We start from the raw sequence: 25746 nt of genomic DNA, 5'->3' as shown, positions 1-25746 counted from the left end.
GCACGGGGCCGACGCGCTGCGCCGGCTGACCAGTTCCGGCACCAGGAGGTCGCGTCGGCGCGCCGGCGTCTGCCCGGCCGGGTCGAGCTGCGCCAGCAGCAGTCCCAGGCTGCGCCGGCCCAGTTCGGCGAAGTCCTGCCGCACCGACGTCAGCGGCGGCAGGAAGTGCGCCCCGTCCGGCGTGCCGTCGAAGCCGACCACGCTGACGTCCTCCGGCACCCGGCGGCCCGCCTCGTGCAACGCCCGCAGCACGCCGAGGGCGAGTTGGTCGCTGGCGCAGAAGACGGCGGTGACGTCGGGGTCGGCGGCCAGCCGCTCCCCCTGCTGGTAGCCGGTGCTGGCACTCCAGTCGCCGGGGACGACGGCCGGCACCGGCGCACCGGCGGCCCGCAGGGCCTCCCGCCAGCCACGGATCCGTTCGTCCGCCTCGGGCCAGTCCTCCGGGCCGGACACGTGGTGCACGGTGGCGTGGCCGAGGTCGAGCAGGTGTCGGGTGGCGAGTCGGGCACCCGCCACGTTGTCGATCTGCGCGCTGGCGATCTCGTCGCTGCATCCACCGCCGACGGTCACCGCCGCCAGCTCGCCCGCCGCCTCGGCCAGCGCCCCGGCCATGGCGGGTTTGGGCGCGATGGCGATGAGTCCCTCGACCGACTGCCGACGCAACCAGTCCGCGGCGTCGAGCACCGACCGCCGGTCCAGGTGTCGCACACTGGCGACGCTGACGAAGTAGCCGGCGGATCGGGCCGCGCCCTCGATGGCGTAGAGCATCGAGGTCGGCCCGTACAGCGGGCTCTCGTAGCCGATGATCCCGAGCGTGCCGGAACGCCGGGTGACCAGGGCGCGGGCCGCCGGGTTGCGCTGGTAGTCCAGCTCCCGCATCGCCGCCAGCACCCGCTGGCGGGTGTCGTCGGCGACGTACGGGTGGCCGTTGATGACCCGGGAGACCGTCTGCGCCGACACCCCCGCCCGCGCCGCGACGTCACGCATGATCGATCGACCGCTGGACCGCCCGGCGCCGGCCCCACTGTTCGCCGCGCCCATCCGTGACCCGCCGCTCTTCTCGATCATCGCCTGCTCTCCCCTGCCCAGAGGTCCCCGTCGCGTCGCCCGTGCCGCCGGGACCGATGGCCCGCGTACGCGCGAGGACCCCGGTGGTCTGATCTCCGACAATGAACCTCGAAAACCATTTCGGCAATCCCTCCCAGGAGATCTCCGGCTTAAACCGATCGCAGAGATCACGGGATTTCGGCAATCAGGCCCGCTCCGGCACCCCGCAGAGGACCAAGCGGGCCAGCTTCGTCCACGAAAACCATTTCGGCAATAGCCCGGGGCCGAATACGGCAGGGTTTGCGAACACCGGTCAGCCCGACCAGCCCTCCCACCTGCCGCCATTTAGTTTACATCGACGCCAATCTATCGCTATCGGTGTGTCCACCGACGGCGTCTCCGACACCGGGAGGACCACCTATGAGATCACCCCGAACAGGACCACGGCTCGGTGTGGCGGTCGTCGCCACCCTGGCCTTCACCGGCGGAGCCACCCTGGCCGTGACCGGCGCGCAGGCCGCCGCCCCGGGCTGCCGGGTCGACTACCGGGTCACCAACCAGTGGTCCGGCGGGTTCGGTGCCGAGGTCACCGCCACCAACCTCGGCGACCCGCTCAACGGCTGGACGGTGACCTGGACGTACGGCGCCGGGCAGAGCGTCACCCAGGCGTGGAACGCCACCGTGACGCAGAGCGGCAGCCGGGTCACCGCGACCAGCGTCGGCCACAACAGTGCCCTCGGCACCGGCGCCGCCGCCTCGTTCGGCTTCAACGGGTCGTGGAGCGGCAGCAACCCGGCACCGACCACGTTCGCGCTCAACGGCGTCACCTGCACCGGCACGCCCGGCACCCCGGCACCGACCACGCCCGCCCCGACGACCCCGGCACCGAGCCCGACCACGCCGACCAGCGGCTGGAACCCGCCCGCGCACCTGGTGAACCCGCTCAACCAGGTGTGGCAGCACGTGGAACAGACCTACCACAACGGCAACCCGTACGGCTTCCGCAACTACGGCTGGGACCAGGTCATCGCCAACCGCGGCTACCTGAACTTCTGTGTCCGCTGGGACTCCGGCGCCACCGTCACCGCCGCCCAGCGCGACCAGATCCACGCCACGCTCGCCCGGCAGTACAGGAAGTGGATGGACGTGATGGTCGGGCACAACGCCTGGCCCTACCAGCAGGTGCCGATCAAGGTGGTCGGCTGGGCGGTCCGCGACCGCGGCCAGCTCCAGTGGACCGACACCAGCGTCGACGTCTACGTCAACGACATCCGCGAGAACGCCCCGCAGTGCGCGCCCGCGTGCGGTCGCTTCTTCAACCAGGGTGGGCAGTACCCGAACTGCCCCGGCGGGGTGGCCCGCCACTACGACCAGTCGCTGTGGCTGACCGACGGGTTCGGCGGCGGTGCCGGCGGCGACTGGGGCCAACGCATGGGCCGCGAGTACTACATGAACAACCTGAACGCCGAGAACATGCACATCCTGCTGCACGAGATAGGCCACACCTTCGGCCTCGACGACTTCTACGACTGGACGCCCAGTGGAGTCGGCGGGTTCCTGATGCGGGCCGGCAGCGCCAGCTCGATCACCGAGTTCGACGCCTGGATGTTCCGGGACTGGTGGCGGCACCTCAAGAGCCGTTACGGCTACTGAGGCCGCACCTCGCGGGGCCCGGCGCGACGGCCGGGCCCCGCAGGGTTCACTCCTCGACCCATTCCAGCAGGTCACCGGGCTGGCAGTCGAGCACCCGGCACATCGCCTCCAGGGTGCTGAACCGGACGGCCTTGGCCCGGCCGTTCTTGAGCACCGCCACGTTCGCCGGTGTGAGCCCCACCCGCTCGGCGAACTCACCGACGCTCATCTTGCGCTTGGCGAGCTGGACGTCGATGCGTACCACGATGGGCATCAGATCACCGCTTCCATGTCGGTCCGCAGCGTGGTGGCCTGGCGCAGCAGCGCGCGCAGCACCACCATCAGCAGCCCCAGCACGGCGACGCCGGTCGAGAGCAGGAGCAGCAGGAACGGGACTCCGGGGTCGTCGGCCCTGAATCCTACGTAGAGGAAGACGGCCACCAGCACCACCCAGGCGGCGGCGACGGCCCACACGATCACGTCCACCCAGACCAGCGCGGCCGGGCTGAAGATGCGGTCGTTCTTGACCAGGGTGAGCAACTTCCAGGTGCAGACGACCACCACCTGGACGCAGAGCACCCAGAACACCGTGACGGCGGTCAACGGCCATCGCAGGTACGCCTGTTCCGGTGACTCCTGCGCCATGTGGGCGAACTGCCCCGGCAGCGAGAGGGTCTGGAACACGACCAGGATCCCGAACAGCACCACGAGGAAGACTCTGAGGGCGGCCACCGCCCAACGTGTCACCAGCATGCATCGACTATCACTCGCTACCTATCGAGAGTCAATAGGTTTCGACTGTTCCCACCCGATCGGTCATCCCACCAGCTCGCCCAACGCGTCGCCGAAGACCTCGTGGTGCCGGCGTACGTCCTCCACCGTGGTCTGCGGACACATCAGCGCCATGTTGTGGAACGGGGTCATCAGGATCCCCCGGTTGAGCAGATAGACGTGCAGGTAGTCCTCCAGGTCGGCGTCGGCGCACCGGGCCGACTCGGTGCCGGTACGCGGGGCCGGGTCGACGAAGCGGTACTCCACCCGCGCGCCGAGCCGGCTCACCGACCACGGCAACGCGTACTCGGCGAACAGCGCGCCCACCCCCTCGGCGAAGCGGGCCGCCGTCTCGGCCATGCCGGCGAACGCCTCGTCGGTGAGCACCTCGCGCAGGGTGGCCAGGGTGGCCGCGACCGACACCGGGTTGCCGGCCAGCGTGCCGCCGACGCCGCCCATGTCGACCAGGTCGAGGTCCGTCCGGGCGGTCAGGTCGGCGGCCAGCTCGGCCGAGAGGCCGTACGCGCCGACCGGGATCCCTCCGCCGATGGCCTTGCCGATGGTGACCACGTCCGGCGTCAGGTCCCAGGCGGCCGTCGCGCCTCCCGGCCCGGCGGAGAACGTGTGCGTCTCGTCGTTGACCAGGTAGGTCCCGTGCTGCCGGGTGAGCGCCCGCACCCCGTCGAGGTAGCCGGGCTCCGGCAGCACGATGCCGATGTTGGTCAGCGCCGGCTCCATCAGCACGGCGGCCACGTCGCCGTGGGCGAGTTCGCGGGCGAGCCCGTCCAGGTCGTTGAACTCGGCGACGCGGCTGGTGGTGGTCACGTCGCAGGGGGCACCGACGTTGCCCGCCCGGCTGCGGGGCCGCCCGTCCGGCCCGACCACGATCAGCGACTCGTCCACCGATCCGTGGTAGCAGTAGCTGTTGACCAGGATGCGCGGACGGCCGGTGACGGCGCGCAGCAGCCGGATGGCCCACCGGTTGGCGTCGGTGGCGGTGAGCGTGAAACTCCAGGCGGGCAGCCCGAAGCGACGGGTCAGCTCGACACCGACCGACGCCGCCTCCTCGGTGGGCAGCATGGTGGCCGCCCCGCCGAGATCGGCCAGACGTCGGGTGACCGCCTCGACCACCGGCGCCGGGGAGTGCCCGGCCATCGCCCCGGTGTCGCCGAGGCAGAAGTCGACGTACTCGTTGCCGTCGACGTCGGTGACCCGGGCCCCGCGAGCCCGGTCCAGATAGACCGGGAAGCCGGCCGCGTTCTTGTTCATCCAGGTCATCGGGACCTTGCCGAACAGGTGCCCGGCATCGGCGTACGCGGCGGCCGAGCGGGGGTGGCGGTCCACGAACGTGGACCGCTCCCGCGCGAGCAGCCGACCCAGGCGGGTACGGTCGACGCCCTCAGCTTCGAAATCCGTCGGCATCGGGCGACAGTACCAACGAGATGGCCCGCCAGCTAGATGCCCGACGACTGATTACTGCCGCCGCCCCGGTCAGCGCTTACGGCCGACGGCGCAGTACTGGTCGATCTCCTCGGGCAGCTCGGCCGGGTCGCCGTCGGGACGCCAGCGGGTCACCGACACCACGCCCGGCTCGACGAGTTCCAGGCCCTCGAACAGTCCGGCGATCCGCTCCGGGCTGCGCAGGTGGTATCGGGGGTTGGCGGAGACGTTCCAGATCCTGACTGCCTCGGTGACCGCCTCGCTGGTGTCGCTGCCGTCGTACATCGCGAGGTAGCTGCCGGAGGGCAGACGGTCGACGAGTCCGCGAATGATCGACTTCGCCTCCTCGTCGGACTCGACGTGACCGAGGATGCCCATCAGCATCACGGCGACCGGCTGGTCCAGGTCCAGCGTCCGGGCCGCCTCGTGCAGGATCCGGTCCGGGTCGCGCAGGTCCGCGTCGACGTAGTCGGTGGCGCCCTCGGGGGTGCCGACCAGCAGGGCACGGGCGTGCGCCAGCACGAGCGGGTCGTTGTCGACGTACACGATGCGCGCCTCCGGGGCGACTGACTGCGCCACCTCGTGCGTGTTGTCGGCGGTCGGCAGGCCGGTGCCCACGTCCAGGAACTGCCGGACACCCGCCGTGCCGGCCAGGTAGCGCACCGCCCGGGCCAGGTACGCCCGGGACAGCCGGGCGTTCTGCGCGAGCTGCGGCAGGTTGGCGATGATCTGGTCGCCGACCTCGCGATCGGCGGCGAAGTTGTCCTTGCCGCCGAGCAGGTAGTTCCAGATCCGCGCGGTCTGCGGCACTCCGGTGTCCAGAATGGGCCTGTCCTGTTCGCCGCCGGTCACCGTCGCACCGTCCACCACGTTCGCACCCTCAGTCTGATTAGGACCACTGTCGTCGGTCAGCCTAGCCGCGCCGGAGGGACGGTCGCCGCCCCCGCCGCCCCCGCGTACGCTCACCGACCGGCGGGCCGACGCAGCGTGACCGGCGCACCGAACCGCACCGCGACACCGGGCGAATAGAGCACGCTGGCCGGCGGCCCGATCGGCCGGGGCAGACCGGCTGCGGTGACCAGGTCGTCGTCCAGGTCCAGCAGTTCGGCCCGGTGCAGCGGCCAGCGCGGATGCCAGTTCGGCAGGTGCCGTGTCCGCCCCCAGGCTCGGGTGTGGAGACCTCACCGGGCGGTGACGAAGTGCTCCACCGGCGTGGGTGCGGCGATCGGCGTACCGACCCGGACCACGATGCGGCTGGTCGACCCGGCCGGGCCCGGCCAGCGCCGCCGGCACCGGTAGGTGAGCCGGTCACCGTCGCGGTCCAGCCCCATCCCCGACCACAGGTACGGCAGCCGCAGGCTCGCCCGGGCCACCAGCACCGGTACCAGCCGGGACGCGTCGAGCGACCGGAACACCACGGCCCGCCGGCCCGTGTCGTCGACCGAGTAGAGCCGGACGTTGGTCTCCCAGAAGGTGCCGAAGTACGGCACCCCGGGCCCCCGTCCGAGGCCCAGCCCGACCATCCGGAAGCCGATCAGACCGACGTAGCTCACCCCGTCGAGGGTGTCCGGGCGGGTGCCGGCCGGCAGCAGGGGCGCGACGTGGCCCGGTGCGACCGGCCAGTGCAGGAAGACGAGATCCTCCCAGCGCTGGCGCAGGGTCACCCGCCGGAAAGCCTGCGCGGGCGCGCAGTCGACCGGCTCGATGTCCACGTGCCCATCCTGCCGAACTCCACCGGCCTGCACTATGTTGCAGGCGCCACGCCCCGCACCGGCGCCGGACCACCCGCTCGACCGCCAGGAGACCGAGATGACCTCCCCCGCATCCGCCGGACCGACCGGATTCGACGTCGCCGCGCTCCGTGCCCACTTCCCCTCGCTGGCCTCGGGCATCGCGCACTTCGACGGCCCGGGCGGCACCCAGACGCCCCGGTCGGTCGCCGACGCCGTCGCCGCCACGATGACGGCCCCGATCTCCAACCGGGGCACCGGCGCACTGTCGGAGACCAACGCGGACGCCGCCGTCGGCGCGTTCCGGCTCGCCTACGCCGACCTGCTGGGCGTACCCGCCGCCGGGATCGTGTACGGACGCAGCGCCACCCAGCTGACCTTCGACTTCTCCCGGACGCTCACCCGGGACTGGGGTCCCGGTGACGAGGTGGTGGTGACCCGCCTCGACCACGACGCCAACGTCCGACCGTGGGTGCTGGCCGCCGAACGGGCCGGTGCCGAGGTGCGCTGGATCGACCTCGACCCGACCACCGCCGAACTCGACCCCGCCTCGGTGGCCGCCGCCATCACCGAGCGGACCCGCCTGGTCGCCGTCACCGGCGCGTCGAACCTGCTCGGCACCCGACCCGACGTCCGGGCGATCGCCGACGCCGCGCACGCGGTCGGCGCACTGGTCTTCGTCGACGGCGTGCACCACGCCGCCCACCAGTTCGTCGACGTACCGGCACTCGGTGCCGACTTCTACGTCTGCTCCCCGTACAAGTTCCTCGGACCGCACTGCGGTGTGCTCGCCGCCGACCCGGCCCTGCTGGAGACGCTGCGACCGGACAAGCTGATCCCGGCCACCGACGTGGTGCCCGAGCGCTTCGAACTCGGCACCCTGCCGTACGAGATGCTGGACGGTGCCACCGCCGCCGTCGAGTTCCTCGCCGACATCGTCCCCGGTGACGACCCGGCGAACACGTCCCGGCGGGAGCGGCTGCGCGCCTCGCTGCACGCCGTCGACGCGCACGAGACCCGCCTGCGGCAGCGGATCGAGGAGGGACTGGCGGACCTGGGATCGGACGTGGTGGTCCACTCCCGGGCCGCCGACCGCACCCCGACGCTGCTGGTCACGCTGCCCGGCCGCAAGACCCGCGACGCCTACCGCTTCCTGCTCGACCACGACGTCCTGGCCCCGGCGGGCTCCTTCTACGCGTACGAGCCGTTCCGTCGCCTCGGCCTGGACGACGAGCACGCGCTCCGGCTCGGCCTCGCCCCGTACAACGACGACAGCGACGTCACCCGGGTCCTGGACGGCCTGGCCGCCTTCCTGGACCGGGTGTAAGGAAGGGCCCCCTGCTAACGCCTCGCGTATAGCAGGGGACCCTTCCTAACATCTCCGGCCGCCGGGCGGCGCGGGGCGAGGTCCGGCGGTCGCGATCGGTCGGGGTCAGCCGTCGAGGCGGACGGTGACGGTGACCCGGCCCTTCCCGTCGCGTCGGGCGACCGCGTGGCCGGTGCGGTCCACGCCGTCCAGGTTCAGCGTGATCGGGCCGCCCTCACCGAGGAAGTTGCGCCACCACTTCTTGGCGTCGGCGAGGCCCACCGGGATCGTCACCGTGTCGCCGGTACGCCGGTATCCCACCGGGGTGCTGAAGGTGCGTCCCGAACGACGTCCGGTGTACGTCATGACGGTCAGATACCTGCCGACCAGGCGACCCCATCGGCGCGAGGAGCGCAGGGTCAGCGCACAGGCGTTCACCCGCGCCACGGCTCTGACGGGCAGGGCAATTCGGTAGCGCACCACACCTCCAGCGATCTCGGTGCCCGCCAAACTAACAGCTCAAGCGGAGAGCACCATCCGCTTAGGCTAAAGTGAGAAGAGTGAGTGGGAACGCCTCTCAGATGCCGACCACGGTCGGGCTGCGCGCCGACGCACGACAGAACCGCGACCGGATCGTCGAGGTCGCCCGCGCACTGTTCGCCGAACGCGGGCTCGACGTGCCGATGGCCGCGATCGCCCGCCGTGCCGGGGTCGGCGTCGCCACGCTCTACCGTCGGTTCCCCACCAAGGAGTCGCTGGTCGCCGAGGTCTTCGCCGACCAGTTCGCGGCCTGCGTGTCGGTGGTCGACGAGGCCCTGGCCGACCCCGACCCGTGGCGCGGCTTCTGCACCCTGGTCGAGAAGGTGTGCGCCATGCAGGCCGTCGACCGGGGATTCAGCGCGGCCGTCGTCGCGTCGCTGCCCCGTGCCGTCGACCTCGACCGGGAACGCGAACGCGGCCTGCGGGGGTTCGCCGAACTGGCCCGACGGGCCAAGGCCGCCGGGCGGCTGCGCCCCGACTTCAGCGAGGACGACCTCGTCCTGCTGCTCATGGCCAACGGCGGCATCGTCGCCAACTCCGCCGACGCGGCGCTGGCCGCCTCCCGGCGGCTCGTCGCGTACCTGCTGACGGCCTTCGCCGGCGACGGCCCCCTGCCGCCGCCCGTCGCGCTCAGCCTGCGCGACGTCCCGCATCTGGCCACGAGCCGGGCCTGACCCGCCGCACCCGACACTTCTCACGGAGGAAACCCATGGACGGCATCGACCCCTCGGTCCCACCCAGCGGCCCGGGATGCGCCGACTGCGAGGCCGCGGACCCACCGGGCTGGTGGGTCCACCTGCGGCGCTGCGCCCGGTGCGGGCAGGTCGGCTGCTGCGACTCGTCGCCGAGCCAGCACGCCAGCGCCCACGCCGCCGCAACCGGCCACAATGTCGTCCGCAGTTACGAGCCGGGCGAGGCATGGTTCTGGGACTACGCCGCGGAGACGATGTACGAGCAGGGTCCGGAACTTGCCGCCCCCGCTCACCGCCCTCTCGACCAGGGCGTGCCCGGCCCCACCGACCGGGTCCCCCGCGACTGGCGGCGGCACCTGCACCGCTGACGGATGTTAGGAGGGGTCCCCTGCTATGCACGAGGCGTTAGCAGGGGACCCCTCCTTACGTCAGAAGAGCCAGGTCGGCAGCGCCGGTGTGCCGCGCAGCGGCGCCAGGGGCGGTACCTCGGCTGACGGACCCGCAGACCGGCCCCGGGCCTGGTCGGACTCGGTGCCCGGCGGCGGTGCTGCCGCGCACCGCGTACCGTCCGCCGGCACCACGAGGTCGATCAGGTACGCCTCGATCGCCTCGTCGGCGCAGGCCACCCGGCCGTAGACGATGTGCCCCCAGCCCTCGTAGGTGAGCAACTCGGCGTGGTCACCGAACTGTGCGGTGGCACCGAGCGCCCAGTTGTAGCCGGTCGCCGGGTCGTGCAACGAGTTGACGAAGAGGAGCTTGGCCTGGTTGGTCGGGGCGACCGGCCGCTGTGGGTTGTCCGCCGTGCTGGGCCAGCCGAGGCAGATGGCACCGATGGCCGCCCGGGGCAGGTCCGGCAGGTCCGGCGAGGCGAGCTGGGCCGCGTCGACGATCGACCGCCACTGCCCGATGTTCTGCGCTCCGAGGTTCCAGTCCTCGCAGAGCACCGCCTGGTACGCGAAGGGCACCACGGTCGGCGGCTGCTCCTCGGTCGACTGGCGGGCCGCCGGTACGCCCCAGGGACGGCCGGCGTCGACCCGCTCCAGTTCGGCGGCGATGTCGAGCCAGTACGGCTGGTAGTTCACGTTGCCCAGCACGAAGTTGACCAGATCCCGCTTGGTGATCTTGTAGCTGTGGTCGTCCGGGTCCGGCAGTTCACCCCGTCCGGCACGGTCGAGCAGCCGCCGCCAGAATGCACGGATGTCCCGCCCGTGCAGCGCGCACTGGGGCAACCGGGAGCAGCCGGCCACGAACTCGTTGAACGAGTCCTGCCCGGTGGCCGCCTGGGTGACCGCGAAACCCCGGGCGTCCAGGCTGTGGTCCATGGTGCTGTCGGCGACGATGGCGCGTACCCGGGTGGGGAACAGTTCGGCGTACTGCTGGGCCATCAGCGTGCCGTACGACATTCCGAGGAAATTCAACTGCGGGTCACCCACGGCGACCCGGATCGCGTCGATGTCCCGGATCACCTGGAGCGTGTTCACGTGATCGAATACCGGCCCGCTCCGGGAGCGGCAGTCGTCGGCCAGCGCCCGACTCGCGGTGACCATTCGGGTAAAGTCGGCGGACGTCCGGATGGCGTCGGCCGGCAACGCCGAGATCTTGTCGACCGCGCACATGACAGGCGCGCTGCGGGCCACTCCACGCGGGTCGAAACCGATGATGTCGAAATGACGACGCAATTCGTCGCCGTAGGTCGCCCACAACGCGGAGTCCACGCCCGACCCACCCGGACCACCCGGGTTCACCAGCAGCGATCCGCGCCGCGCCTCAGGGTCGGTCGCCGGCCGTTTGGCCAGCGCCAACTCGATCGTCGGTCCGGACGGATCGGCCCAGTTCACCGGCACGTCGAGCGTGCCACACAGGGCAGCGCCATCCTGCTCACAGGGCTCCCACCGCACCTGCGACGACTGCACCTGCGACACGGGTGCCGCCGAGGCCGGCGACACCACGACCGGCACCAGCAACGCCCCCACCGCGATACCGGCGAGTAATTGCCGGATCAGTTTTCTGCGCATGCGCCCTCTCCCCGATTACTTTCCCGGCCCCCTGCCGGGCGACGCTGAAGTTAGCGAATCCGCCGAGGTTCGGGGTTACCGGAAAGTGTCAGCGACAATACCGTTCGGACAGCGTCGGCCAACAATGATCCAGAACCACGTGTGATCCCATTCCGGCACACCGACGTGAATAGCGAGGTCACTGCCGAAACGGAGGACGTGAATCGACTCGTGAAGCGACGTGAATCGAGCGCCACCGGAAACTGTCAACATGGTGGACGTCACAGGGCGACGCATTCTTGGAATTCACCTACCCAGCACTTTCCCGCAACGCCCGACAGAACTGCGTGACGGATTCGAAACGTCGCCGCGCCACGACTACGCGCCACGACCACACCGGACACCGCTCGCGGTAGGTTGCCGAGTCATGGCCACCACCGCCGCCGACGTCCGGCACGACCTCGCCCAACTCGCCGACCCGGCCCGCGCCGCCGGTGTGAGCCGGTACCTCCAGATGTTCCCGGGTGGGTACGGCGAGGGCGACCGCGCCATCGGGGTCACCGTGCCGCAGCAGCGCCGGGTCGCCGGTCGGCACTGGCGCGGACTCGCCCTGGCCGACACCGCCACGCTGCTCAGCAGCGACGTGCACGAGGAGCGGCTGACCGCGATCTTCATCCTGGTGCGCAAGTTCGGCGGGGCCGACGAGCCGGAACGCGGTCGGATCGTCGAGCTGGTCCTGACGCACACCGGTCACCTGAACAACTGGGACCTGGTGGACTCCTGCGCGCCGTACGTCCTCGGGCCGTGGCTGCTCGACAAGGACCGCGACGTCCTGGACCGGCTGGCCGGATCACCCCTGGTCTGGGACCGGCGGATCGCCGTGATGGCCACTCTCGCGTTCATCAAGGCCGACGACTTCGCGTGGACGTTCCGGCTCGCCGAGCGACTCCTGCGCGACCCGCACGACCTGGTGCACAAGGCGGTCGGATGGATGCTGCGCGAGGTGGGCAACCGGGACGCGGCGGCGGAGGAGGAGTTCCTGGCCCGCCACTACCGGGCGATGCCGAGGGTCATGCTGCGGTACGCGATCGAGAAGTTCCCGCCGCAGCGACGGAAGGACTACCTGTCCGGGACGGTCTGACGACGCGCCCGTCGACATCGAGAAGATATCGACATCCTTGCATGTGTTGCCGCAGCTCGTGTATGAAGACTGAGCAATCGTTAAGGTTCCGGTCTCCTGGGAGGAGCGACGATGACACACGCCCCGCGCCGTCTGCGCACGCTGGCGGTCATGCTCAGCGCCTGCACGCTCGGGCTGAGCCTGCTGTCGGCACCCGCCGAGGCGTACTCGGCGCCACCTCTCGCGCCGCAGTCCGAGCGCGCCCCCGAGTCCGACCAGTTCGTGGCCGAGGGCGTGACGACCGTCGGCGAGCTGCGCACCGTCGACAGCGCGCTGTCGTACGCCCGTGACGGCCGGACCCAGGTCATCCACCACCCCGGCGCCACCTACGTCAAGGTGCACTTCGCCTCGCTGCGACTCGGCCCCGGCGAGTACGTCACCGTCTCCAGCCCCGACGGCCGGGAGAGCTACCGGTACGACCGGCACCTGAACCGGGCGACCGGCGCGGACTACACCACCGACGGGCGGCCGGGCTTCTGGGCCATGTCCGTCGAGGGCGACACCGCGGTGGTGACGCTGCACAGCACCCGCGCCACCCGGAGCAGCGCCGCCACCATCGACCGGTTCTGGCGCGGCTACGACCGCACCGAGATCGCCGCGCACAACTTCTCCACCCAGTCCGTGTGCAGCACCGACGCCCGCCGCGACGTGGTCTGCTACCAGAACAGCCACCCGACCGAGTTCGCCCGGGGCAACGCCGTGGCCCGCCTGCTGATCAGCGGCGGCGGCATGTGCACCACCTGGCGGGTCGGCAACACCAACCGGATGCTGACCAACAAGCACTGCTTCTCGACGCAGTCGGCGGTCAGCGGCAGCGAGATGCAGTTCAACTACCAGTGCGGCACCTGCGGCGGTGCCAACCCCGGCGCCGGCACCAAGGTCAGCGGCGCCACGCTCTACCGGGTCAGCAGCGGCGGTTCCAACCAGCTCGACTACGCCCTGTTCTCGGTGAACAACTTCGCGGCCATCCAGGGCTTCGGCACGCTCTACCTGGCGACGACCGCCACCACCACCGGCACCCAGATGTACATCCCCGGCCACGGGGACGGCAGCCCGAAGCGCCTGTCCATCTTCGAGGACGCCCAGAACGGCGCACGCTGCACCGTCCGGAACGCGAACTACAACACCTGGAACATCAGTTACAGCTGCGACACCTCCGGCGGCAACTCCGGCTCGCCGGTGCTGAACAGCAGCCACCGGGTGATCGCCCTGCACCACCTCGGCGGCTGCCCCTCCAACCAGGGCGCGAAGGCGCACCTGATCTACAACGAGATCGCCGGCCTGATCGACAACGGCTGACCCGACCAGCACCACAGACGACGACGGCAGGCCGCCGCCGACCCCGGCGGCGGCCGAGCCGTGCAACACATCGAAGGGGCGCTACACGGGTACGAACCTGTCATGAGACGGTGGCCGTACCCCCTGCGGATGTTCCTCGCCCTGCTCGCTTCCCTACCGCTCGTGCTGTTGGTCAATAGGGCCTTTCGTGACTCCTGGCAGGAGTCCCTGCTGCCGACGCTCCTGCATGTCGGCGTCTGCGCGGTCCTCCTGGCGGTCGGTCTGCGGACCGGCTTCATCCGCGAACGGCCGAAGTGACGACTTCCCGTCCATTGACCCCGACTCGTCCGCTCCTGGTACGAACGTCGAGGTCAGGGGTTGCGACCGGGGCATACGATCCGGCGCATGAAGGCTTACCGCGCGTGGCCGCTGGCCCTCCTGCTTCCGCTCCTGGCCGCTTGCGTGGCCAGCCCGGTGGAGGAGGTCGTGGCGTCGACGGTCACCTACTCCTGCTGTGAGGCCGCCGACGTCGAGAAGCTGTACCAGCCGGGGCAGACCTTCACCCTGAACTGGATCGTCGAGTCGCCCGACGACCCGCCGGTCACGCCGACTCCCGGGCCCGGCGTCGAGCTGACCGCCCACCTGATCGGCCCGTTCGAGTCGGTCGAGCAGCTCACCGCGCACGCGATGGGCACGCTCACCGTCCCCGGGCTGGTCACCTACCCGGCCGAGCCGGTGCGCCCCGCCGACGCGCCCGACCGGCGGCCGGTCAGCACCATCGCGATCGCCCCGGACGCCGGCCCCGGCTACTACAACCTGATCAGCTCCATGGCCGACCAGGGGAACGCGGTCGGTGGCGAGAGCGTCATCCAGGTGGTGGCCGGAAGCTGAGGACCCCGCTCAGCACGCCTTGCGGACGTACGTGCGGGAACCGGGTGCCGACACGGCGAGGTCGCGCAGCACGATCGAGAGCCGACTGCCGTGCGACCCGCACGCCTTGGTGAAGCCGCTCTCGGTGTACTCGATCACGATCACGTTGGCGCCGTAGGTGCGGGTGTACGCGTCACACTCGTTCCACGTGCCGCACTCCTCGGCGACGGCGAAGTCGAACCCGGCCTTGCGGGCGTTCGAGGTGCTCAGCTCCGCGAGGTTCTTCTGCGCCACGGCCAACCCCTTGCCGTGCGCGTACGCGCTCAGCGACGCCGCGTACGCGACCGCCTGCGACTCGGTCAGCAGCCCCTTGGACCGGGTGAACGAATCCAGGTTGTCCGGCTCGATCGCCTTGAACCCCTTGCTGGCGCACCGGTCGATCCACCCGCCCACGATCGTGGTCAACGCGGTCCGCTTGGCGGCGGTCGAGAAGTCCAGCATCAGCTCGTCCCAGTCCTCGTCGACCACGAGGTTGCCCTGCGCGTCCCGCAGCAGCAGGTCCGGGTGGTTGGTCTTCCACCACGACTCCGCGCCCGGCTGCGCCTGGAAGGCGTTGACGTAACAGATGTTGTACAGCCCGGCGGCCGGCGACGCCTCCAGGTCACGGCTGACCACGGTGACGCCGGACGGCGGCGCGTACACCCCGCCGATCTGGTAGTCGAACCCGGCATCGGCGGGCGGCGGCGCCCACGTCGCGGCAGTGCTGCCGGTACTTGCCGGCGTCGTCGTCGCCGGGGCGGACGCGGCCGGGCTGCCGGAGGCCGACGGGGTTCGCGAGGGCGACGGCGTGGTCGCGGGCACGCTCGGGGACGTACTCGCCGACGGCGCCGCCGTGGTCGGCCCGGCGCTCACCGGCGCGCCCAGGGCCGACGACGCATCGGAGGTCGGGGCGTCGCCCGGGGTCACGCTCGGCGTGGGCGTGGGCGTGGCCTGCTGCCCGAGGCCCCACCAGGGCTGTCGGCCGCTCGCGCCGGCGGCGCCGATGCCGACACCGAGTACGACGACAGCCACCGCCGCCGCCGTCAGCCCCACCCGGGCCCGCCTGCGCTTCGATCCCATCGAGCCCAACTCCTCCAGGTACGTGTGAGCGCACCCTACGAGACCTGGTCGGGACCGGGACACCCCCCGCTTCGAGGGGCGCGGACGCCCCCTTCGACACGGTGGTTGTCCCTCGGAACGGTATGCCCAGTCAAGGGCAGGAGAACTGCCAGGGCCCGCAGGATTGCCGGGCGCTCGCTCGGCTTCGTGCCGCGAAGAGCTATCAACACGATGACGACGCGGGCAGCAAGAGCTAGTACGGGCACAAGGACCCAGGCCACGATCCCGATGGTGATCCCCATCGAAGACACTCCCATCGCTCGGGTCGAGCGATGGGGTCTCAGCGACCTCGGCTCGACCAGGGTAGGTCGGCCGAAGGTCTCCCCCAGCCCGTTGCCGGGCTCTCGGCCCCGGGCGCGCTGCCTGTGCTGGCGCCTTAGGCGGGTACCGAGCGGAGGGGTACTCCCCTTCTAGCTGCATCCAGTGTAGAGCCCGGTCACCAGGTACGCACCAAATCATCAGCGCGGGCCGACCCGAGAGCTGAGGCCGGCTCGTGGGCGACGTTTCGCCGAGCTAGCGGTACTCACCGAGTAGCAGGTGTACGGCAGCCACCAGCCCACCCACACCGGCCAGCACGATCAGTGCACCGATGAACCTGTCGAGCAGGACGAAGCGAGCGCGGCGACGGACGATTCGGTCGTCAGACGACCGGAAGGGATTGAGCGGACGGATAAACCGCGTCGAGAGGTCCACGTGCTTCGTCGTGACGCCGCGGTAATCGCTGGCGAGAGCCGTCCCGATCACGATCAGCAGGACGCCGAACACCAGCCCGAGCAGAACCCGCCACATCTCGATGCCTCCGCCGGCCAGCCTCAGGGCAGTCAGCCTAACCAGTTCGGCTGATCCGTACGCCCGCTCACCGTCACGCGGAGCACGGTGGATGCAAACGAGAGTGTCTGCCGCGACGGGGTTAGCCGACGTCATCCGATCTCGACGCACACGGTGTGCGACATCGGGTCGGGGTCCGCGTCGATACGATGCCTCGGTGGATCGGGGAAGTTTCGTCGGCCGAACCGATGAGCTCACGCACCTGCGAGCGGTGGTGGAAGGGATCGGCCGGCGTGGCGTCCTCTTCAGCGGCGACGCCGGTGTCGGCAAGAGTCGGCTGGTGCGCGAGGCCGTGGGTAAGCTTCCCGCGAGCCGGTACGTCGTCCTGCCCATCGCCGCCGGCCATCCGAGTACGGCCCTGCCCTTCGGCGGTCTGGCCCAGGTGCTGCCCGTCGCGCAGCCGGCCGGGCTCACCCCCGCCGGGGTGCTGCGGTGGGTGGTGGACTCGGTGCACGAGCAGGCCATGGGTCGGGCGATCGTGCTCACCATCGACGACGCCCATCTGCTCGACCCGCCGTCGGCGGCACTGGTGCACGTGCTCGCCCGACAGGAGGACGTCGTCCTGCTCGGGACGGTGCACGACGGGGAGCAGGTGCCGTTGCCGCTGCGGCCCCTCTGCGTCGACGATCTGGTCGAGCGCGTCGAGTTGACCCCGTTCGGCCGGGACGAGACCACCGAGTTGCTCGCGGACGTCCTCGGCGGGCCGGCTGACACGGGGTCGATCGACCGGATGCTCCGCCTGTCGGTCGGCAACCCGCTGCTCCTCCACGAGTTGCTCCGCAGCACGACGGGCAGTGGCGAGTGGGCGTGTTCCGGCGGGCTGTGGCAGTGGAACGGCGACTCGACGCGACCGCTCGACGTGACGGACGTGATCGGCACCCGGATCGACCACCTCACTCCCGGCGTCCGCAAGGTGGTGGAGTTGGTCGCCCTGAGCGAGCAACTCGGCCTGCGGCTGCTCACCACGGCGACACATGCCGACGACATCAGGCAGGCCGAGGAACACGGCCTGATCGCGATCGTCCGGCGGGACCGGCGGGTCGACGTCCAGCTGACGCATCCGCTGTACGGGGATCTGCTGCGCCGCCGCTGCCCGCCGGCCCGGACGCGGCAGTTGCAGACCGAGCTGGCCGAACTGGTGCAGGCCACCGGTGCCCGCCGCCCGGGTGACCTGCTACGGGCCGCCCTGTGGCGGCTCGGCGCGGGCTCCGCACAGGATCCCCGCCTCCTGCTCGGCGGTGCCGCGCAGGCGTTCGCCCGCTACGACGTACCGCTGACGGTCCAACTGGCGCAGGCGGCGCTGCACGCCGGTGGTGGTTACGACGCCGCCGAGTTGCTCGCCACCGTCCTGATGCTCTGCGAGCGCCCCCACGAGGCACTCCAGGTGCTCGACCGGGCCCGGGACGATCTGGTCGACGAGCGGCGTCGGAGCCGTTGGCTGACGGTGCGGGGCATGGTGACGTACTGGAGCCTCGGTGCGGAGTCCACCGTCGACAGCCTGGCCGAGGCGGCCGTCACGCTGACGGATCCCGGCCACCAGGCGCGGGTCTGGGCCTTCGAGGCGCTCATGCGGATGCACCGGATGGAGATCGCCGCAGCACTGCGGTTGAGCCAGTCGGTGCTGGCCCGCCCGGCGTCCGGTCCGGGTGCCCGTGGCCTGGCCCGGTGCGTGGTCGCCTACGTCGACGCAACACGCGGTCTGTTCCGCCGCAACGCCGACGCGGTCGCCCAGGTGGAGGCGGACGTCGCCGGTTGGCGAGCAGACGTGCCCTACCTCCAGGCGATGGTGGAGTCGAGCCGGGCCGCCCGGCTGGCGCTCACCTGCGACCTGGCCGGCATCGACGCGATCGCCGCCGACGAGTTCGCCGACCTGGTCAGCTCCGGCGGCCTGCGGCTCGGCAGCGGCTTCCTGACCGTCCTCCAGTCCTACGCCGCACGGCTCCGGGGGCGGACCGACCAGGCCGTCACCTTCAGCGACACGGCCGGCGCGATGCTGGCCACCAGCCGGCTCTACGGCAGTCTCGCGCACGGCGAGCGGGCGCAGGTGGCGGCCTGGCGCGGGGACGCCGCCACGGCTCTCGCGGCGATGACGGCGGCAGACCGTTCGTACTCCCCGTGCATCGCGGTGTTCTATCCCTGGCTGGAGTTGGCCCGTGGCGGGACGATCGCCGCCACGGGCGACCTACCCGCCGCCGTCAGGCACCTGGTCGCGTTGGCCGACCGGCTGCGTTCCGACGGGATGACCGGGTACGAGGTGCTGGCCCTGCACGACCTGACCCGACTGGGCCAGGCGGCCACCCTGATCGGCCCGACCTGCGCCGACGGCGCACGGCGTTCGGTGGCCCAACGCCTCTCCGAGCTGGCCGAGCGTACCGACGGGACCCTGTCGCCGCTGTTGGCCCGGCACGCGCGGGCCTGCGCCGCCGAGGACGGCGCCGGATTGCTGGCGATCGCCGACGCCTTCGCCGCGGCGCAGCTCACCGTCTGGGCGGCCGAGGCCACCGCGACGGCGGTACGCGTGCTGCGCCGCGAGGGCGATCCGCTGGTGACCGACGCGCGTCGCCGTCTCGGTACGCTGCTCGCCGCCTGCGACCAGGTCCACACCCCGACGCTGGACGCCGCCCGCGACTCCTGACCGTTCTCAGGCAGCGCGCAGGCCGACGATGGGCGACTTCTGCGGAGGTTCGACGGCCGGGAACGTGACTCCGGTGAGGTCTTCGGAGACGGCCCAGAGTCGCTTCTGGACGGCCACCTCGTAGGACTTCGGGCTGGAGGTGACCAGTCGGGGGTGGCCCATGACCTCGTTGCGTCCGCCGGGGCCGTAGTACTGGCCGCCGAGCACGGCGGGGTCGGTGGCGGCGCGCAGGGTCGGCAGCGCGCCCATCGCCGGTGACTGGGTGATCAGCGGGGCGAGCCAGGTGAGTGGGAGCCGGAGTGCCGCCGGGCTGTTGCGGGCGAGTTCGGTGCTGGACATGCCGGGGTGCGCGGCGACCGCGACGGTGGTGCCGTGCGGGGCGAGCCGGCGCTGCAACTCGTAGGTGAACAGGAGGTTGGCGAGCTTGGACTGGCCGTAGGCGGCGACCCGGCCGTACGACCGCTCCCAGTGCAGGTCGTCGAAGTGGATGTCGGCCCGGATGCGGTGGCCGACACTGCTGACCGTCACCACCCGTGAGCCGGGCACCGGCCGCATCAGGTCCAGCAGCAGCCCGGTGAGCGCGAAGTGCCCGAGGTGGTTGGTGCCGAACTGCAGCTCGAAGCCGTCGCGGGTGGTCCGCTTCGGGGTGTACATCACCCCGGCGTTGTTGATCAGCAGGTCGATCCGGTCGAGTCGGGACCGTAGCTCCCCCGCTGCGCTCCGGACGGAGTCGAGCGAGGTCAGGTCCAGTGCCTGCACGGTCACGTCCCCGGCGATCCGTGCTGCGGCCTGCTGGCCCTTCGTCACGTCGCGTACGGCGAGCACCACGGACGCGCCACGCTCGGCGAGCGCCTTCGCGGTCTCGTACCCCAGACCGGTGTTGGCGCCGGTCACCACGGCGACCCGCCCGCGCTGGTCCGGGATGTTCGCCGTCGTCCACTTCTCGCTCATGCGAGGCTCCCCATCGCTTTAGGTACCGGAGGTACTTTGTAACGACGACGCTAAAGTACTCGCGGTACGTTGTCAACGTACCGGAGGTACCTAAGCTAGGCTGGCGATCGTGACCTTCCAGCGGGCCCGGACCGAGGAGCAGCGCGAGATCCGCCGACGGGCGATCCTCGACGCGGCGTCGGCGATGCTCGACGAGATGCCCGTGGCCTCGGTCACCCTGAACGAGCTGAGTCGCCGGGTGGGTCTGGCGAAGCCGAACGTGCTGCGCTACTTCGAGTCCCGCGAGGCGGTGCTGCTCGAACTGCTGGACCGCCACCTCCAGGAGTGGCTTGCCGACCTGGCCGGCGAGTTGGCCGACTCGGTCGACGACGACCTGCCCATGGCCGAGCGGGCCACGGCGGTGGCCGAGGTCCTCAGCCGCTCACTGGCCGCCCGAGTGGTGCTCTGCGACCTCTTCGGCGCACAGGTCGCCGTCCTGGAACACAACGTCTCCGTCGAGGTCGCCCTGCGCCACAAGCGCGCCTCGAAGGCGCACCTGGCCACCATGACCACCCTGATCGAGAAGCGCCTGCCGGAGTTGGGCGAGACCGCCACGCTGTTCAGCCTGCAGACCATGGTCATGGCCGGCGCGCTGTCGGCGTACAGCACACCGCCACCCAGCCTGGAAGCGGCCTACCAGGCCGAACCCGACCTGGCCCGCTTCCACATGGAGCTACGGGACTCCCTGAGACTGGCCCTGACCGCGACCCTCCTCGGCGTGCTACCCCGCCGCTGACGCCCGGCGTGACGGCATCGGACATGATCGAGGCGTGGGTGACCTTGTGATCAATCTGCTGGCGAGCGTCATCGCCGGTACGGCGGTCTGGCTCTCGGGGTTTCTGTTACGTCGGCGCAAGCTGAACCGGGCACGGGCGTTCTTCGGCCTGACCGCCGGAGCGAGCTGCCTCCTGGTGGTCTCCCGGCACGCGTCGTCGCCGCGCGAGTTCAGCGTCCACCGCCGCGACGTCGCCGCACTGGTGGAGCTGGCCACCATCGCCCGGGAATGCGGCGCGCACGCGGACCGGGTCGGCGAGGACCAGCCGACCGGGGAGATCGGCCGGCTGACCGAGTTCTGCGTCGGCGGCCCTGGCGGTGCCAGCCCGCGCAGCGTCACGCACGTACGCGCGATCCTCCGTGGCGTGACGTACGAGATCTTCGACGAGGAGAAGCGTCGGAGGTCGTTCACGGTCGGCGGCACCGAGTACGTCTACCGCCCGGAGACCAGCTACGTCCTGCTCGCCCGGTTCTGGGGTCCGGTGGGTGGTCGCCCGGTGTTCTTCATCGGCGGCCTGACCGCCGGCAGCAACCTCGCCGCCGCCCGCTACCTGAGCACGCACCACCCGGAGCTGGCCCGCACCTACGGTGCCGACCGGCCGTTCGCGCTGGTGTTGCGCATCATCGAGCCGGCCGCCTACGGCACCGACTTCACCGAGTTGGTCGCCGACGTCACCGACGTGGCGTTCCAGCCGGATCCGCAGCCGGCGCAGCCGACGCAAGGGATGCAGCCGGCGTAGGCGGCTCCAGACTCGGTGACGCGCGGCGTCGCATGTAAGGAGGGGTCCCCTGCTATACACCAGGCGTTAGCAGGGGACCCCTCCTTACATGCACCGACTACGCAGCCGCCGCCGTTCCCGCCGTCGTCGCGTCGGTGAAGTAGGGCTCGGCCGCCTCCAGCCGGGGCACCCGTATGCCGAGCCGGCGCGCCTCCGCCAGCGTGTCGCGGCAGACCGCGCGCAACTCCTCGGGGTTGGCGTGCGCCGTCGTCACCCTGCGCGCCGGCGGGAATCGGCCCATCATCCAGGCGAGTGCCGGCGCGGCCAGCCAGACGGGTCCGGTGAACGGCAGCAGCGAGGACCGATGCCGCCGCAGGTCGACGCCCCGCGCCTCGACCAGCGGTAGCAGCTCGCGGACGGCGAGGATCGCTTCGCGCATGTCGCCCCGCGTCAGCGTGGACAGGGAACCCCGCCGCAGGCTCTGCGTGTGCAGACCCGCGTTCTGGACGAAGTGGACCGCCAGCCAGCCCCGGAAGTCGGAGTTCTCCTGGGTCCGGAACCCGGCCCCGCGGAACACCTCGCGGACGGCCCGCTCCCGCTCGGTCGGCGGCCGGTCGAGCGTACCGAGGAAGACCATCGGCAGCAGGGACGCCCGCAGCACCCCGTCGTCGCCGAACCCGCCGCCGGCCCCGGGAAAGCCCCAGGCCACCTGCTCGGTGGGGAGATGCTCGATCGCGGTGAGCGGCTCGACCCACAGGTTGTTGAAGACGAGCACGGTGGCCCCGCCCACGCGTGGCCCCAGGAATGCCGCCGCCTCGGCGAAGCCGTAGTGCTGCACGCTCAGCACGATCAGGTCGAAGTCATGGTCCGGCTCCAGCGACTCGCGGAGGCGCACCGGCCACTTCTCCACGACCCGCTTCCCCCACGGCCGCCGTCGCGCATCCAGCAGATCAACGTCGATCGTGTCCCCGTACGTCGCCGCCCGCCCCGGCCGGACGTAGAACTCGACATGGTGCCCGGCCCGTTCCAGGGCCCACCCATAGGCTGCACCGACAACGCCCCGACCGAACATCAAGATCTTCACGCGCCACCTCGTACCCTATAATTGGAGATTGCCTCCACTTCCAAAAATATGGAGACAGTCTCCACTTGTCAACCTGGGACCTCACGTGACCGACGCCAAGCCGCTCCGCGCCGACGCCCGCCGCAACCGCGAAGCCCTGATCGCCAAGGCCCGCGAACTCTTCGCCAAGAACTGCTTCAACCTGCGCTTCGACGACTTCGCCAAGCTGGCCGGCGTGGGCACCGGCACGCTCTACCGCCACTTCCCCACCCGGGAGGCCCTGGCCGAGGCGGTCTACCGCGAAGAACTCGCCGCGCTGTGCGACCGCGCCCGCGAGCTGCACGCCGCCCTCCCCGCCGACGAGGCACTGGAGTCCTTCCTGCGCGGCTTCGTAGCCCACCTGGACGCCCACGAGGGTCTCGCCCGCACCCTCGCGACGCTCATGACGACCCGCTCGGAGACCCTGGCCGAGGGCGCCCAGGCCCTGCACCAGGTCATCGCCGACCTCCTGACCGACGCCGCCGAGGCCGGATCCATCCGCGACGACGTGAGCGCCGACGCCGTCATGATCGCCATCAACGGCATCTGCGCGGCCTACGACCACCCGAGCTTCCGCACCAATGCGGACCAGGTCCTGACGCTCGTCGTCGACGGCCTCCGTCACACCGCACGCTGAGCGGCATCCCGGCACCCGACCTACGCACGACTCGCCCGCGCGGCGGCGCGCGGTCCTCGGAGCCGCCCACAGATCCCCGCGGAACTGGCTGCACTGACGGGCCGTTGGCAGTGCGTGCTAAATTTTGGCCATGGTGCCAAATATTGAACCCGGCAGCCAGTCACGCACCTTCATCGAGGAGGCGCGGCGGGCGCAGATCGTGAACGCCGCCGTGGAGACCATCGCTGAGGTCGGCTATCACCGTGCGTCGATGGGCAAGATCGGCACTCGTGCGGGGATCAGCCGAGGACTGATCTCGTATCACTTCGCGGGGAAGTCCGAGCTGATCACCCAGGTCGTCACGACCGTCTACACCGACGCGGCGGCATCCATGGCACCGGTGATCGACGCCGAGACCACGCCTGCGGGCCAACTGCGCGCCTACATCAGCTCGAACCTGGAGTACATGCGCGTCCACCCGGCCCGGATGATCGCCCTCGTCGAGATCCTCACCAGCGGCGGCCTGGCCGATGTGTCCGACGCCGACCCCGCCGAATTCGACCGGCAACTGCTGTTGCCGCTGGAGCACCTGTTGACGGCGGGGCAGGAATGCGGCGACTTCCGGGACTTCGACGTCACCGTCATGGCCCGGATCGTGCGCGGCGTGATCGACGCCGTGCCCACCGCGCTCTCCCGCGATCCCGCCCTCGACATCGACCGTTACGTGCGGGAGATCACCACCGCCATCGACCACGCCACCCGGCCGGTCCCGTCCCGCACGGAGAAGACATGAACCCCCTCGACGGCACAGTCGCACTCGTCACCGGTGGCGCCAGCGGAATCGGTGCGGCCATCGCCCGTCGCTTCGCGGCCGGCGGCGCCCGCGTCGTCATCGCCGACGTCGATCCGGCCGGGGAGGCGGTCGCCCGGGAGGTTGCCGGCGCCTTCGTGCGTACCGACGTCGCCCGGCTGGCCGACAACATCGCCGCCGTCCAGGCCGCGACCACGCACTTCGGCCGCCTCGACGTCGCCGTGCTGAACGCCGGAATCGGTGAACAGGGCAGCTTCACCGACGATTTCCGGCCCGAGCACTACCGCGACCTGGTCTCGGTCAACCTCGACGGGGTGGTCTACGGGCTGCACGCCGCTCTGGGGGTGTTCACCGCGCAGGGATCCGGCGCGATCCTGGCCACCTCCAGCCTGGCCGGCCTGAGCGAGAGCCCGATGAACCCGATCTACGCCGCCACCAAACACGCGGTGATCGGGCTGGTCCGCTCCGTCGCGCCGATCGTGGCCGCCCGGGGCGTCACCGTCAACGCGCTGTGCCCCACCTTCGTCGACACCCCGATCCTGGGGGAGGCGGTCCCCTTCATCAGCGACCTGGGAGTGGCCGTCCTGTCGCCCGAACGGGTCGCCGAGGTCGCCGAGCTGGTGCTGACACGCGGCGGGACCGGGCAGGCGTGGCCGGTCGTACCGCACGGTGAGCCGAGCCCGTTCGCCTTCCCCGACCTTCCGTCGATCATGTCCGACCCGCACCGACAGGTCCCGGAGGCCGCCGCATGACCGTCCTCGCCCGCGTACGCGACCTCACCCGCCGCTACCACGACAAGGCCGCGCTGGACGGTGTGTCCCTGGACATCCCGGCCGGGCAGGTACTCGGACTGCTGGGTCCCAACGGTGCCGGAAAGTCCACCCTGATCAACGTCATGACCGGCCTGCTCCGGCCCAGTTCCGGCAGTGTCGAGCTGTGCGGCGGTGACCCACGCAGCGAGTCGACCCGCCGCATGATCGGCGTGACGCCGCAGGAGACCGGGCTCCCGGAGACCTGGCGGGTCGCCGAACTGGTGGACTTCGTCTCGGCGCACTTCCCCGATCCAGTGGACCGGGCCGAACTACTCGACCGCTTCGACCTCACCTCGTTGGCCGACCGGCAGGCCGGCGGTCTTTCCGGCGGACAGCAGCGGCGGGTCGCGGTCGCGCTGGCCTTCGCCGGGCGGCCCCGGCTGGTGTTCCTGGACGAACCCACCACCGGTCTCGACGTGGACGCCCGGCGGGCGCTGTGGGACGGCATCCGGTCCTTCCACGCCGACGGCGGAGCCGTGCTGCTGACCAGCCACTACATCGAGGAGGTGGAGGCACTGGCCGACCGGGTGGTGGTGATGGACCATGGCCGGGTCATCGCCGACGGCGGTATCGCCGAGATCCGTGGCCGGGTACGGCTCAAGCGGGTCACACTGACCGACCCGGTGCTGCCCGCACTCAGCGGAGTCGCCTCGATCGAGCCGGACGACGACCGCGCCCATCTGCTCACCAACGATGCCGCCGCGCTGGTCCGGGAACTGGTGACCGCCGGCGCGTCCTTCACCGACATCGAGATCGAATCCGCCTCGCTGGAGGACGCCTTCCTGGCGATCACCGGCGATCGGCGGACCACCTGACCGGAA

27 protein-coding genes and 1 pseudogene are annotated in these 25746 nt (G+C 71.0%); 16 read left to right on the top strand and 12 right to left on the bottom strand.

The features are described 5' to 3' along the window. A partial coding sequence (locus EYA84_RS01885; protein WP_343232746.1) for a LacI family DNA-binding transcriptional regulator occupies positions 1 to 1068 on the bottom strand: 1068 nt, incomplete at its 3' end. A 399-nt stretch (positions 1069 to 1467) separates the two neighbouring features. Here EYA84_RS01885 and EYA84_RS01880 point away from each other — a divergent pair. Next, a complete protein-coding gene (locus EYA84_RS01880; RefSeq protein WP_131051238.1) occupies positions 1468 to 2700 on the top strand; it encodes a cellulose-binding domain-containing protein in 1233 nt (410 codons plus the stop codon). A gap of 46 nt (positions 2701 to 2746) precedes the next feature. Here the strand turns inward: EYA84_RS01880 and EYA84_RS01875 are convergent, their stop codons facing one another. The 5 genes and pseudogenes from EYA84_RS01875 to EYA84_RS01855 all read right to left on the bottom strand — a co-directional run bounded on the left by EYA84_RS01875 (position 2747) and on the right by EYA84_RS01855 (position 6602). Next, positions 2747 to 2953, bottom strand: a complete 207-nt coding sequence (locus EYA84_RS01875; protein ID WP_076472788.1) for a helix-turn-helix transcriptional regulator — start codon at positions 2951 to 2953, stop codon at positions 2747 to 2749. Continuing rightward, positions 2953 to 3432: a DUF2975 domain-containing protein gene (locus tag EYA84_RS01870; RefSeq protein WP_131051237.1), complete on the bottom strand. Its 480-nt coding sequence runs from the start codon at positions 3430 to 3432 to the stop codon at positions 2953 to 2955. The genes EYA84_RS01875 and EYA84_RS01870 overlap by 1 nt, the downstream gene beginning before the upstream one ends. A gap of 63 nt (positions 3433 to 3495) precedes the next feature. After that, entirely contained in the window at positions 3496 to 4872 is a 1377-nt protein-coding gene (locus EYA84_RS01865; RefSeq protein WP_131051236.1) for a transaminase, read from the bottom strand. 69 nt (positions 4873 to 4941) lie between these two features. Then, positions 4942 to 5757 (bottom strand): SAM-dependent methyltransferase, encoded by an 816-nt coding sequence (locus tag EYA84_RS01860; RefSeq protein WP_394347542.1) that lies wholly within the window; start codon positions 5755 to 5757, stop codon positions 4942 to 4944. A 95-nt stretch (positions 5758 to 5852) separates the two neighbouring features. Then, positions 5853 to 6602: pseudogene (locus tag EYA84_RS01855) on the bottom strand (YqjF family protein). 97 nt (positions 6603 to 6699) lie between these two features. On the opposite strand from EYA84_RS01855, the gene EYA84_RS01850 reads away from it, so the two are divergent. Then, positions 6700 to 7947, top strand: a complete 1248-nt coding sequence (locus EYA84_RS01850; RefSeq protein ID WP_131051235.1) for a cysteine desulfurase-like protein — start codon at positions 6700 to 6702, stop codon at positions 7945 to 7947. A gap of 105 nt (positions 7948 to 8052) precedes the next feature. Here EYA84_RS01850 and EYA84_RS01845 read toward each other — a convergent pair whose 3' ends face one another. Next, positions 8053 to 8406 (bottom strand): nitroreductase/quinone reductase family protein, encoded by a 354-nt coding sequence (locus tag EYA84_RS01845; RefSeq protein ID WP_131051234.1) that lies wholly within the window; start codon positions 8404 to 8406, stop codon positions 8053 to 8055. An 80-nt stretch (positions 8407 to 8486) separates the two neighbouring features. On the opposite strand from EYA84_RS01845, the gene EYA84_RS01840 reads away from it, so the two are divergent. Beyond that, on the top strand, positions 8487 to 9140 hold the full coding sequence (locus EYA84_RS01840; protein WP_236145555.1) for a TetR/AcrR family transcriptional regulator: 654 nt from the start codon (positions 8487 to 8489) through the stop codon (positions 9138 to 9140). Positions 9141 to 9175: 35 nt separating this feature from the next. Continuing rightward, positions 9176 to 9526 (top strand): UBP-type zinc finger domain-containing protein, encoded by a 351-nt coding sequence (locus EYA84_RS01835; protein ID WP_131051233.1) that lies wholly within the window; start codon positions 9176 to 9178, stop codon positions 9524 to 9526. A gap of 60 nt (positions 9527 to 9586) precedes the next feature. Here the strand turns inward: EYA84_RS01835 and EYA84_RS01830 are convergent, their stop codons facing one another. Next, the gene (locus tag EYA84_RS01830) at positions 9587 to 11173 is read right to left on the bottom strand and encodes an alpha/beta fold hydrolase (RefSeq protein WP_131051232.1); all 1587 of its coding nucleotides are present in this window, start codon (positions 11171 to 11173) and stop codon (positions 9587 to 9589) included. A gap of 406 nt (positions 11174 to 11579) precedes the next feature. Here EYA84_RS01830 and EYA84_RS01825 point away from each other — a divergent pair, with 406 nt between their 5' ends. From EYA84_RS01825 to EYA84_RS01810, 4 genes are all read left to right on the top strand, one after another. Continuing rightward, positions 11580 to 12293, top strand: a complete 714-nt coding sequence (locus EYA84_RS01825; RefSeq protein WP_131051231.1) for a DNA alkylation repair protein — start codon at positions 11580 to 11582, stop codon at positions 12291 to 12293. Between the two features lie 111 nt (positions 12294 to 12404). Continuing rightward, entirely contained in the window at positions 12405 to 13631 is a 1227-nt protein-coding gene (locus EYA84_RS01820; protein WP_131051230.1) for a serine protease, read from the top strand. Positions 13632 to 13733: 102 nt separating this feature from the next. Further along, the gene (locus EYA84_RS01815; RefSeq protein ID WP_131051229.1) at positions 13734 to 13928 is read left to right on the top strand and encodes a hypothetical protein; all 195 of its coding nucleotides are present in this window, start codon (positions 13734 to 13736) and stop codon (positions 13926 to 13928) included. Between the two features lie 87 nt (positions 13929 to 14015). Then, positions 14016 to 14501, top strand: a complete 486-nt coding sequence (locus tag EYA84_RS01810) for a hypothetical protein (RefSeq protein ID WP_236145554.1) — start codon at positions 14016 to 14018, stop codon at positions 14499 to 14501. Between the two features lie 9 nt (positions 14502 to 14510). Here the strand turns inward: EYA84_RS01810 and EYA84_RS33285 are convergent, their stop codons facing one another. Next, the gene (locus EYA84_RS33285) at positions 14511 to 15341 is read right to left on the bottom strand and encodes an endo alpha-1,4 polygalactosaminidase (protein ID WP_255446589.1); all 831 of its coding nucleotides are present in this window, start codon (positions 15339 to 15341) and stop codon (positions 14511 to 14513) included. Between EYA84_RS33285 and EYA84_RS33280 the strand changes: the two genes are divergently transcribed. After that, positions 15241 to 15627: a hypothetical protein gene (locus EYA84_RS33280; protein ID WP_236145552.1), complete on the top strand. Its 387-nt coding sequence runs from the start codon at positions 15241 to 15243 to the stop codon at positions 15625 to 15627. The two genes, EYA84_RS33285 and EYA84_RS33280, sit on opposite strands and share 101 nt — an antisense overlap. A 524-nt stretch (positions 15628 to 16151) precedes the next feature. On the opposite strand, the gene EYA84_RS01800 is transcribed toward EYA84_RS33280, so the two are convergent. Further along, entirely contained in the window at positions 16152 to 16427 is a 276-nt protein-coding gene (locus EYA84_RS01800) for a hypothetical protein (RefSeq protein ID WP_131051227.1), read from the bottom strand. Positions 16428 to 16623: 196 nt separating this feature from the next. Here EYA84_RS01800 and EYA84_RS01795 point away from each other — a divergent pair, with 196 nt between their 5' ends. Next, on the top strand, positions 16624 to 19101 hold the full coding sequence (locus EYA84_RS01795) for an AAA family ATPase (protein WP_161594884.1): 2478 nt from the start codon (positions 16624 to 16626) through the stop codon (positions 19099 to 19101). 6 nt (positions 19102 to 19107) lie between these two features. Here EYA84_RS01795 and EYA84_RS01790 read toward each other — a convergent pair whose 3' ends face one another. Next, positions 19108 to 20052: an SDR family NAD(P)-dependent oxidoreductase gene (locus EYA84_RS01790; RefSeq protein ID WP_131051225.1), complete on the bottom strand. Its 945-nt coding sequence runs from the start codon at positions 20050 to 20052 to the stop codon at positions 19108 to 19110. A gap of 109 nt (positions 20053 to 20161) precedes the next feature. On the opposite strand from EYA84_RS01790, the gene EYA84_RS01785 reads away from it, so the two are divergent. Further along, a complete protein-coding gene (locus EYA84_RS01785) occupies positions 20162 to 20827 on the top strand; it encodes a TetR/AcrR family transcriptional regulator (protein ID WP_131051224.1) in 666 nt (221 codons plus the stop codon). Positions 20828 to 20861: 34 nt separating this feature from the next. Beyond that, positions 20862 to 21605: a hypothetical protein gene (locus EYA84_RS01780; RefSeq protein ID WP_131051223.1), complete on the top strand. Its 744-nt coding sequence runs from the start codon at positions 20862 to 20864 to the stop codon at positions 21603 to 21605. Positions 21606 to 21702: 97 nt separating this feature from the next. Here the strand turns inward: EYA84_RS01780 and EYA84_RS01775 are convergent, their stop codons facing one another. After that, positions 21703 to 22668 (bottom strand): ketopantoate reductase family protein, encoded by a 966-nt coding sequence (locus tag EYA84_RS01775; protein WP_131051222.1) that lies wholly within the window; start codon positions 22666 to 22668, stop codon positions 21703 to 21705. A gap of 85 nt (positions 22669 to 22753) precedes the next feature. Here EYA84_RS01775 and EYA84_RS01770 point away from each other — a divergent pair, with 85 nt between their 5' ends. The 4 genes from EYA84_RS01770 to EYA84_RS01755 all read left to right on the top strand — a co-directional run bounded on the left by EYA84_RS01770 (position 22754) and on the right by EYA84_RS01755 (position 25740). Next, positions 22754 to 23323: a TetR/AcrR family transcriptional regulator gene (locus tag EYA84_RS01770; RefSeq protein WP_131051221.1), complete on the top strand. Its 570-nt coding sequence runs from the start codon at positions 22754 to 22756 to the stop codon at positions 23321 to 23323. A 130-nt stretch (positions 23324 to 23453) separates the two neighbouring features. Next, positions 23454 to 24095 (top strand): TetR/AcrR family transcriptional regulator, encoded by a 642-nt coding sequence (locus EYA84_RS01765; RefSeq protein ID WP_131051220.1) that lies wholly within the window; start codon positions 23454 to 23456, stop codon positions 24093 to 24095. Beyond that, positions 24092 to 24865, top strand: coding sequence for an SDR family NAD(P)-dependent oxidoreductase (locus tag EYA84_RS01760; protein WP_131051219.1), 774 nt, complete (start codon positions 24092 to 24094; stop codon positions 24863 to 24865). The genes EYA84_RS01765 and EYA84_RS01760 overlap by 4 nt, the downstream gene beginning before the upstream one ends. Beyond that, on the top strand, positions 24862 to 25740 hold the full coding sequence (locus tag EYA84_RS01755; protein ID WP_131051218.1) for an ABC transporter ATP-binding protein: 879 nt from the start codon (positions 24862 to 24864) through the stop codon (positions 25738 to 25740). Before EYA84_RS01760 ends, EYA84_RS01755 begins: the two co-directional genes overlap by 4 nt. Positions 25741 to 25746 lie beyond the last annotated feature (6 nt).

It is taken from the genome of Verrucosispora sp. SN26_14.1, assembly GCF_004307965.1.
GTDB lineage: Bacteria > Actinomycetota > Actinomycetes > Mycobacteriales > Micromonosporaceae > Micromonospora.
Note: the sequence above shows the minus strand (reverse complement) of the source record. Positions and strands in the feature narration are given on the sequence as shown.

What these genes read in the sequence shown, in the direction of transcription:
- EYA84_RS01875 (WP_076472788.1), bottom strand. Translation starts at nt 2,953, where the DNA reads ATGCCCATCGTGGTACGCATCGACGTCCAGCTCGCCAAGCGCAAGATG.
- EYA84_RS01810 (WP_236145554.1), top strand. Translation starts at nt 14,016, where the DNA reads ATGAAGGCTTACCGCGCGTGGCCGCTGGCCCTCCTGCTTCCGCTCCTG.
- EYA84_RS01825 (WP_131051231.1), top strand. Translation starts at nt 11,580, where the DNA reads ATGGCCACCACCGCCGCCGACGTCCGGCACGACCTCGCCCAACTCGCC.
- EYA84_RS01755 (WP_131051218.1), top strand. Translation starts at nt 24,862, where the DNA reads ATGACCGTCCTCGCCCGCGTACGCGACCTCACCCGCCGCTACCACGAC.
- EYA84_RS01870 (WP_131051237.1), bottom strand. Translation starts at nt 3,432, where the DNA reads ATGCTGGTGACACGTTGGGCGGTGGCCGCCCTCAGAGTCTTCCTCGTG.
- EYA84_RS01800 (WP_131051227.1), bottom strand. Translation starts at nt 16,427, where the DNA reads ATGTGGCGGGTTCTGCTCGGGCTGGTGTTCGGCGTCCTGCTGATCGTG.
- EYA84_RS01820 (WP_131051230.1), top strand. Translation starts at nt 12,405, where the DNA reads ATGACACACGCCCCGCGCCGTCTGCGCACGCTGGCGGTCATGCTCAGC.
- EYA84_RS01880 (WP_131051238.1), top strand. Translation starts at nt 1,468, where the DNA reads ATGAGATCACCCCGAACAGGACCACGGCTCGGTGTGGCGGTCGTCGCC.
- EYA84_RS01790 (WP_131051225.1), bottom strand. Translation starts at nt 20,052, where the DNA reads ATGAGCGAGAAGTGGACGACGGCGAACATCCCGGACCAGCGCGGGCGG.
- EYA84_RS01765 (WP_131051220.1), top strand. Translation starts at nt 23,454, where the DNA reads ATGGTGCCAAATATTGAACCCGGCAGCCAGTCACGCACCTTCATCGAG.
- EYA84_RS01815 (WP_131051229.1), top strand. Translation starts at nt 13,734, where the DNA reads ATGAGACGGTGGCCGTACCCCCTGCGGATGTTCCTCGCCCTGCTCGCT.
- EYA84_RS01850 (WP_131051235.1), top strand. Translation starts at nt 6,700, where the DNA reads ATGACCTCCCCCGCATCCGCCGGACCGACCGGATTCGACGTCGCCGCG.
- EYA84_RS01865 (WP_131051236.1), bottom strand. Translation starts at nt 4,872, where the DNA reads ATGCCGACGGATTTCGAAGCTGAGGGCGTCGACCGTACCCGCCTGGGT.
- EYA84_RS01835 (WP_131051233.1), top strand. Translation starts at nt 9,176, where the DNA reads ATGGACGGCATCGACCCCTCGGTCCCACCCAGCGGCCCGGGATGCGCC.
- EYA84_RS01830 (WP_131051232.1), bottom strand. Translation starts at nt 11,173, where the DNA reads ATGCGCAGAAAACTGATCCGGCAATTACTCGCCGGTATCGCGGTGGGG.
- EYA84_RS01760 (WP_131051219.1), top strand. Translation starts at nt 24,092, where the DNA reads ATGAACCCCCTCGACGGCACAGTCGCACTCGTCACCGGTGGCGCCAGC.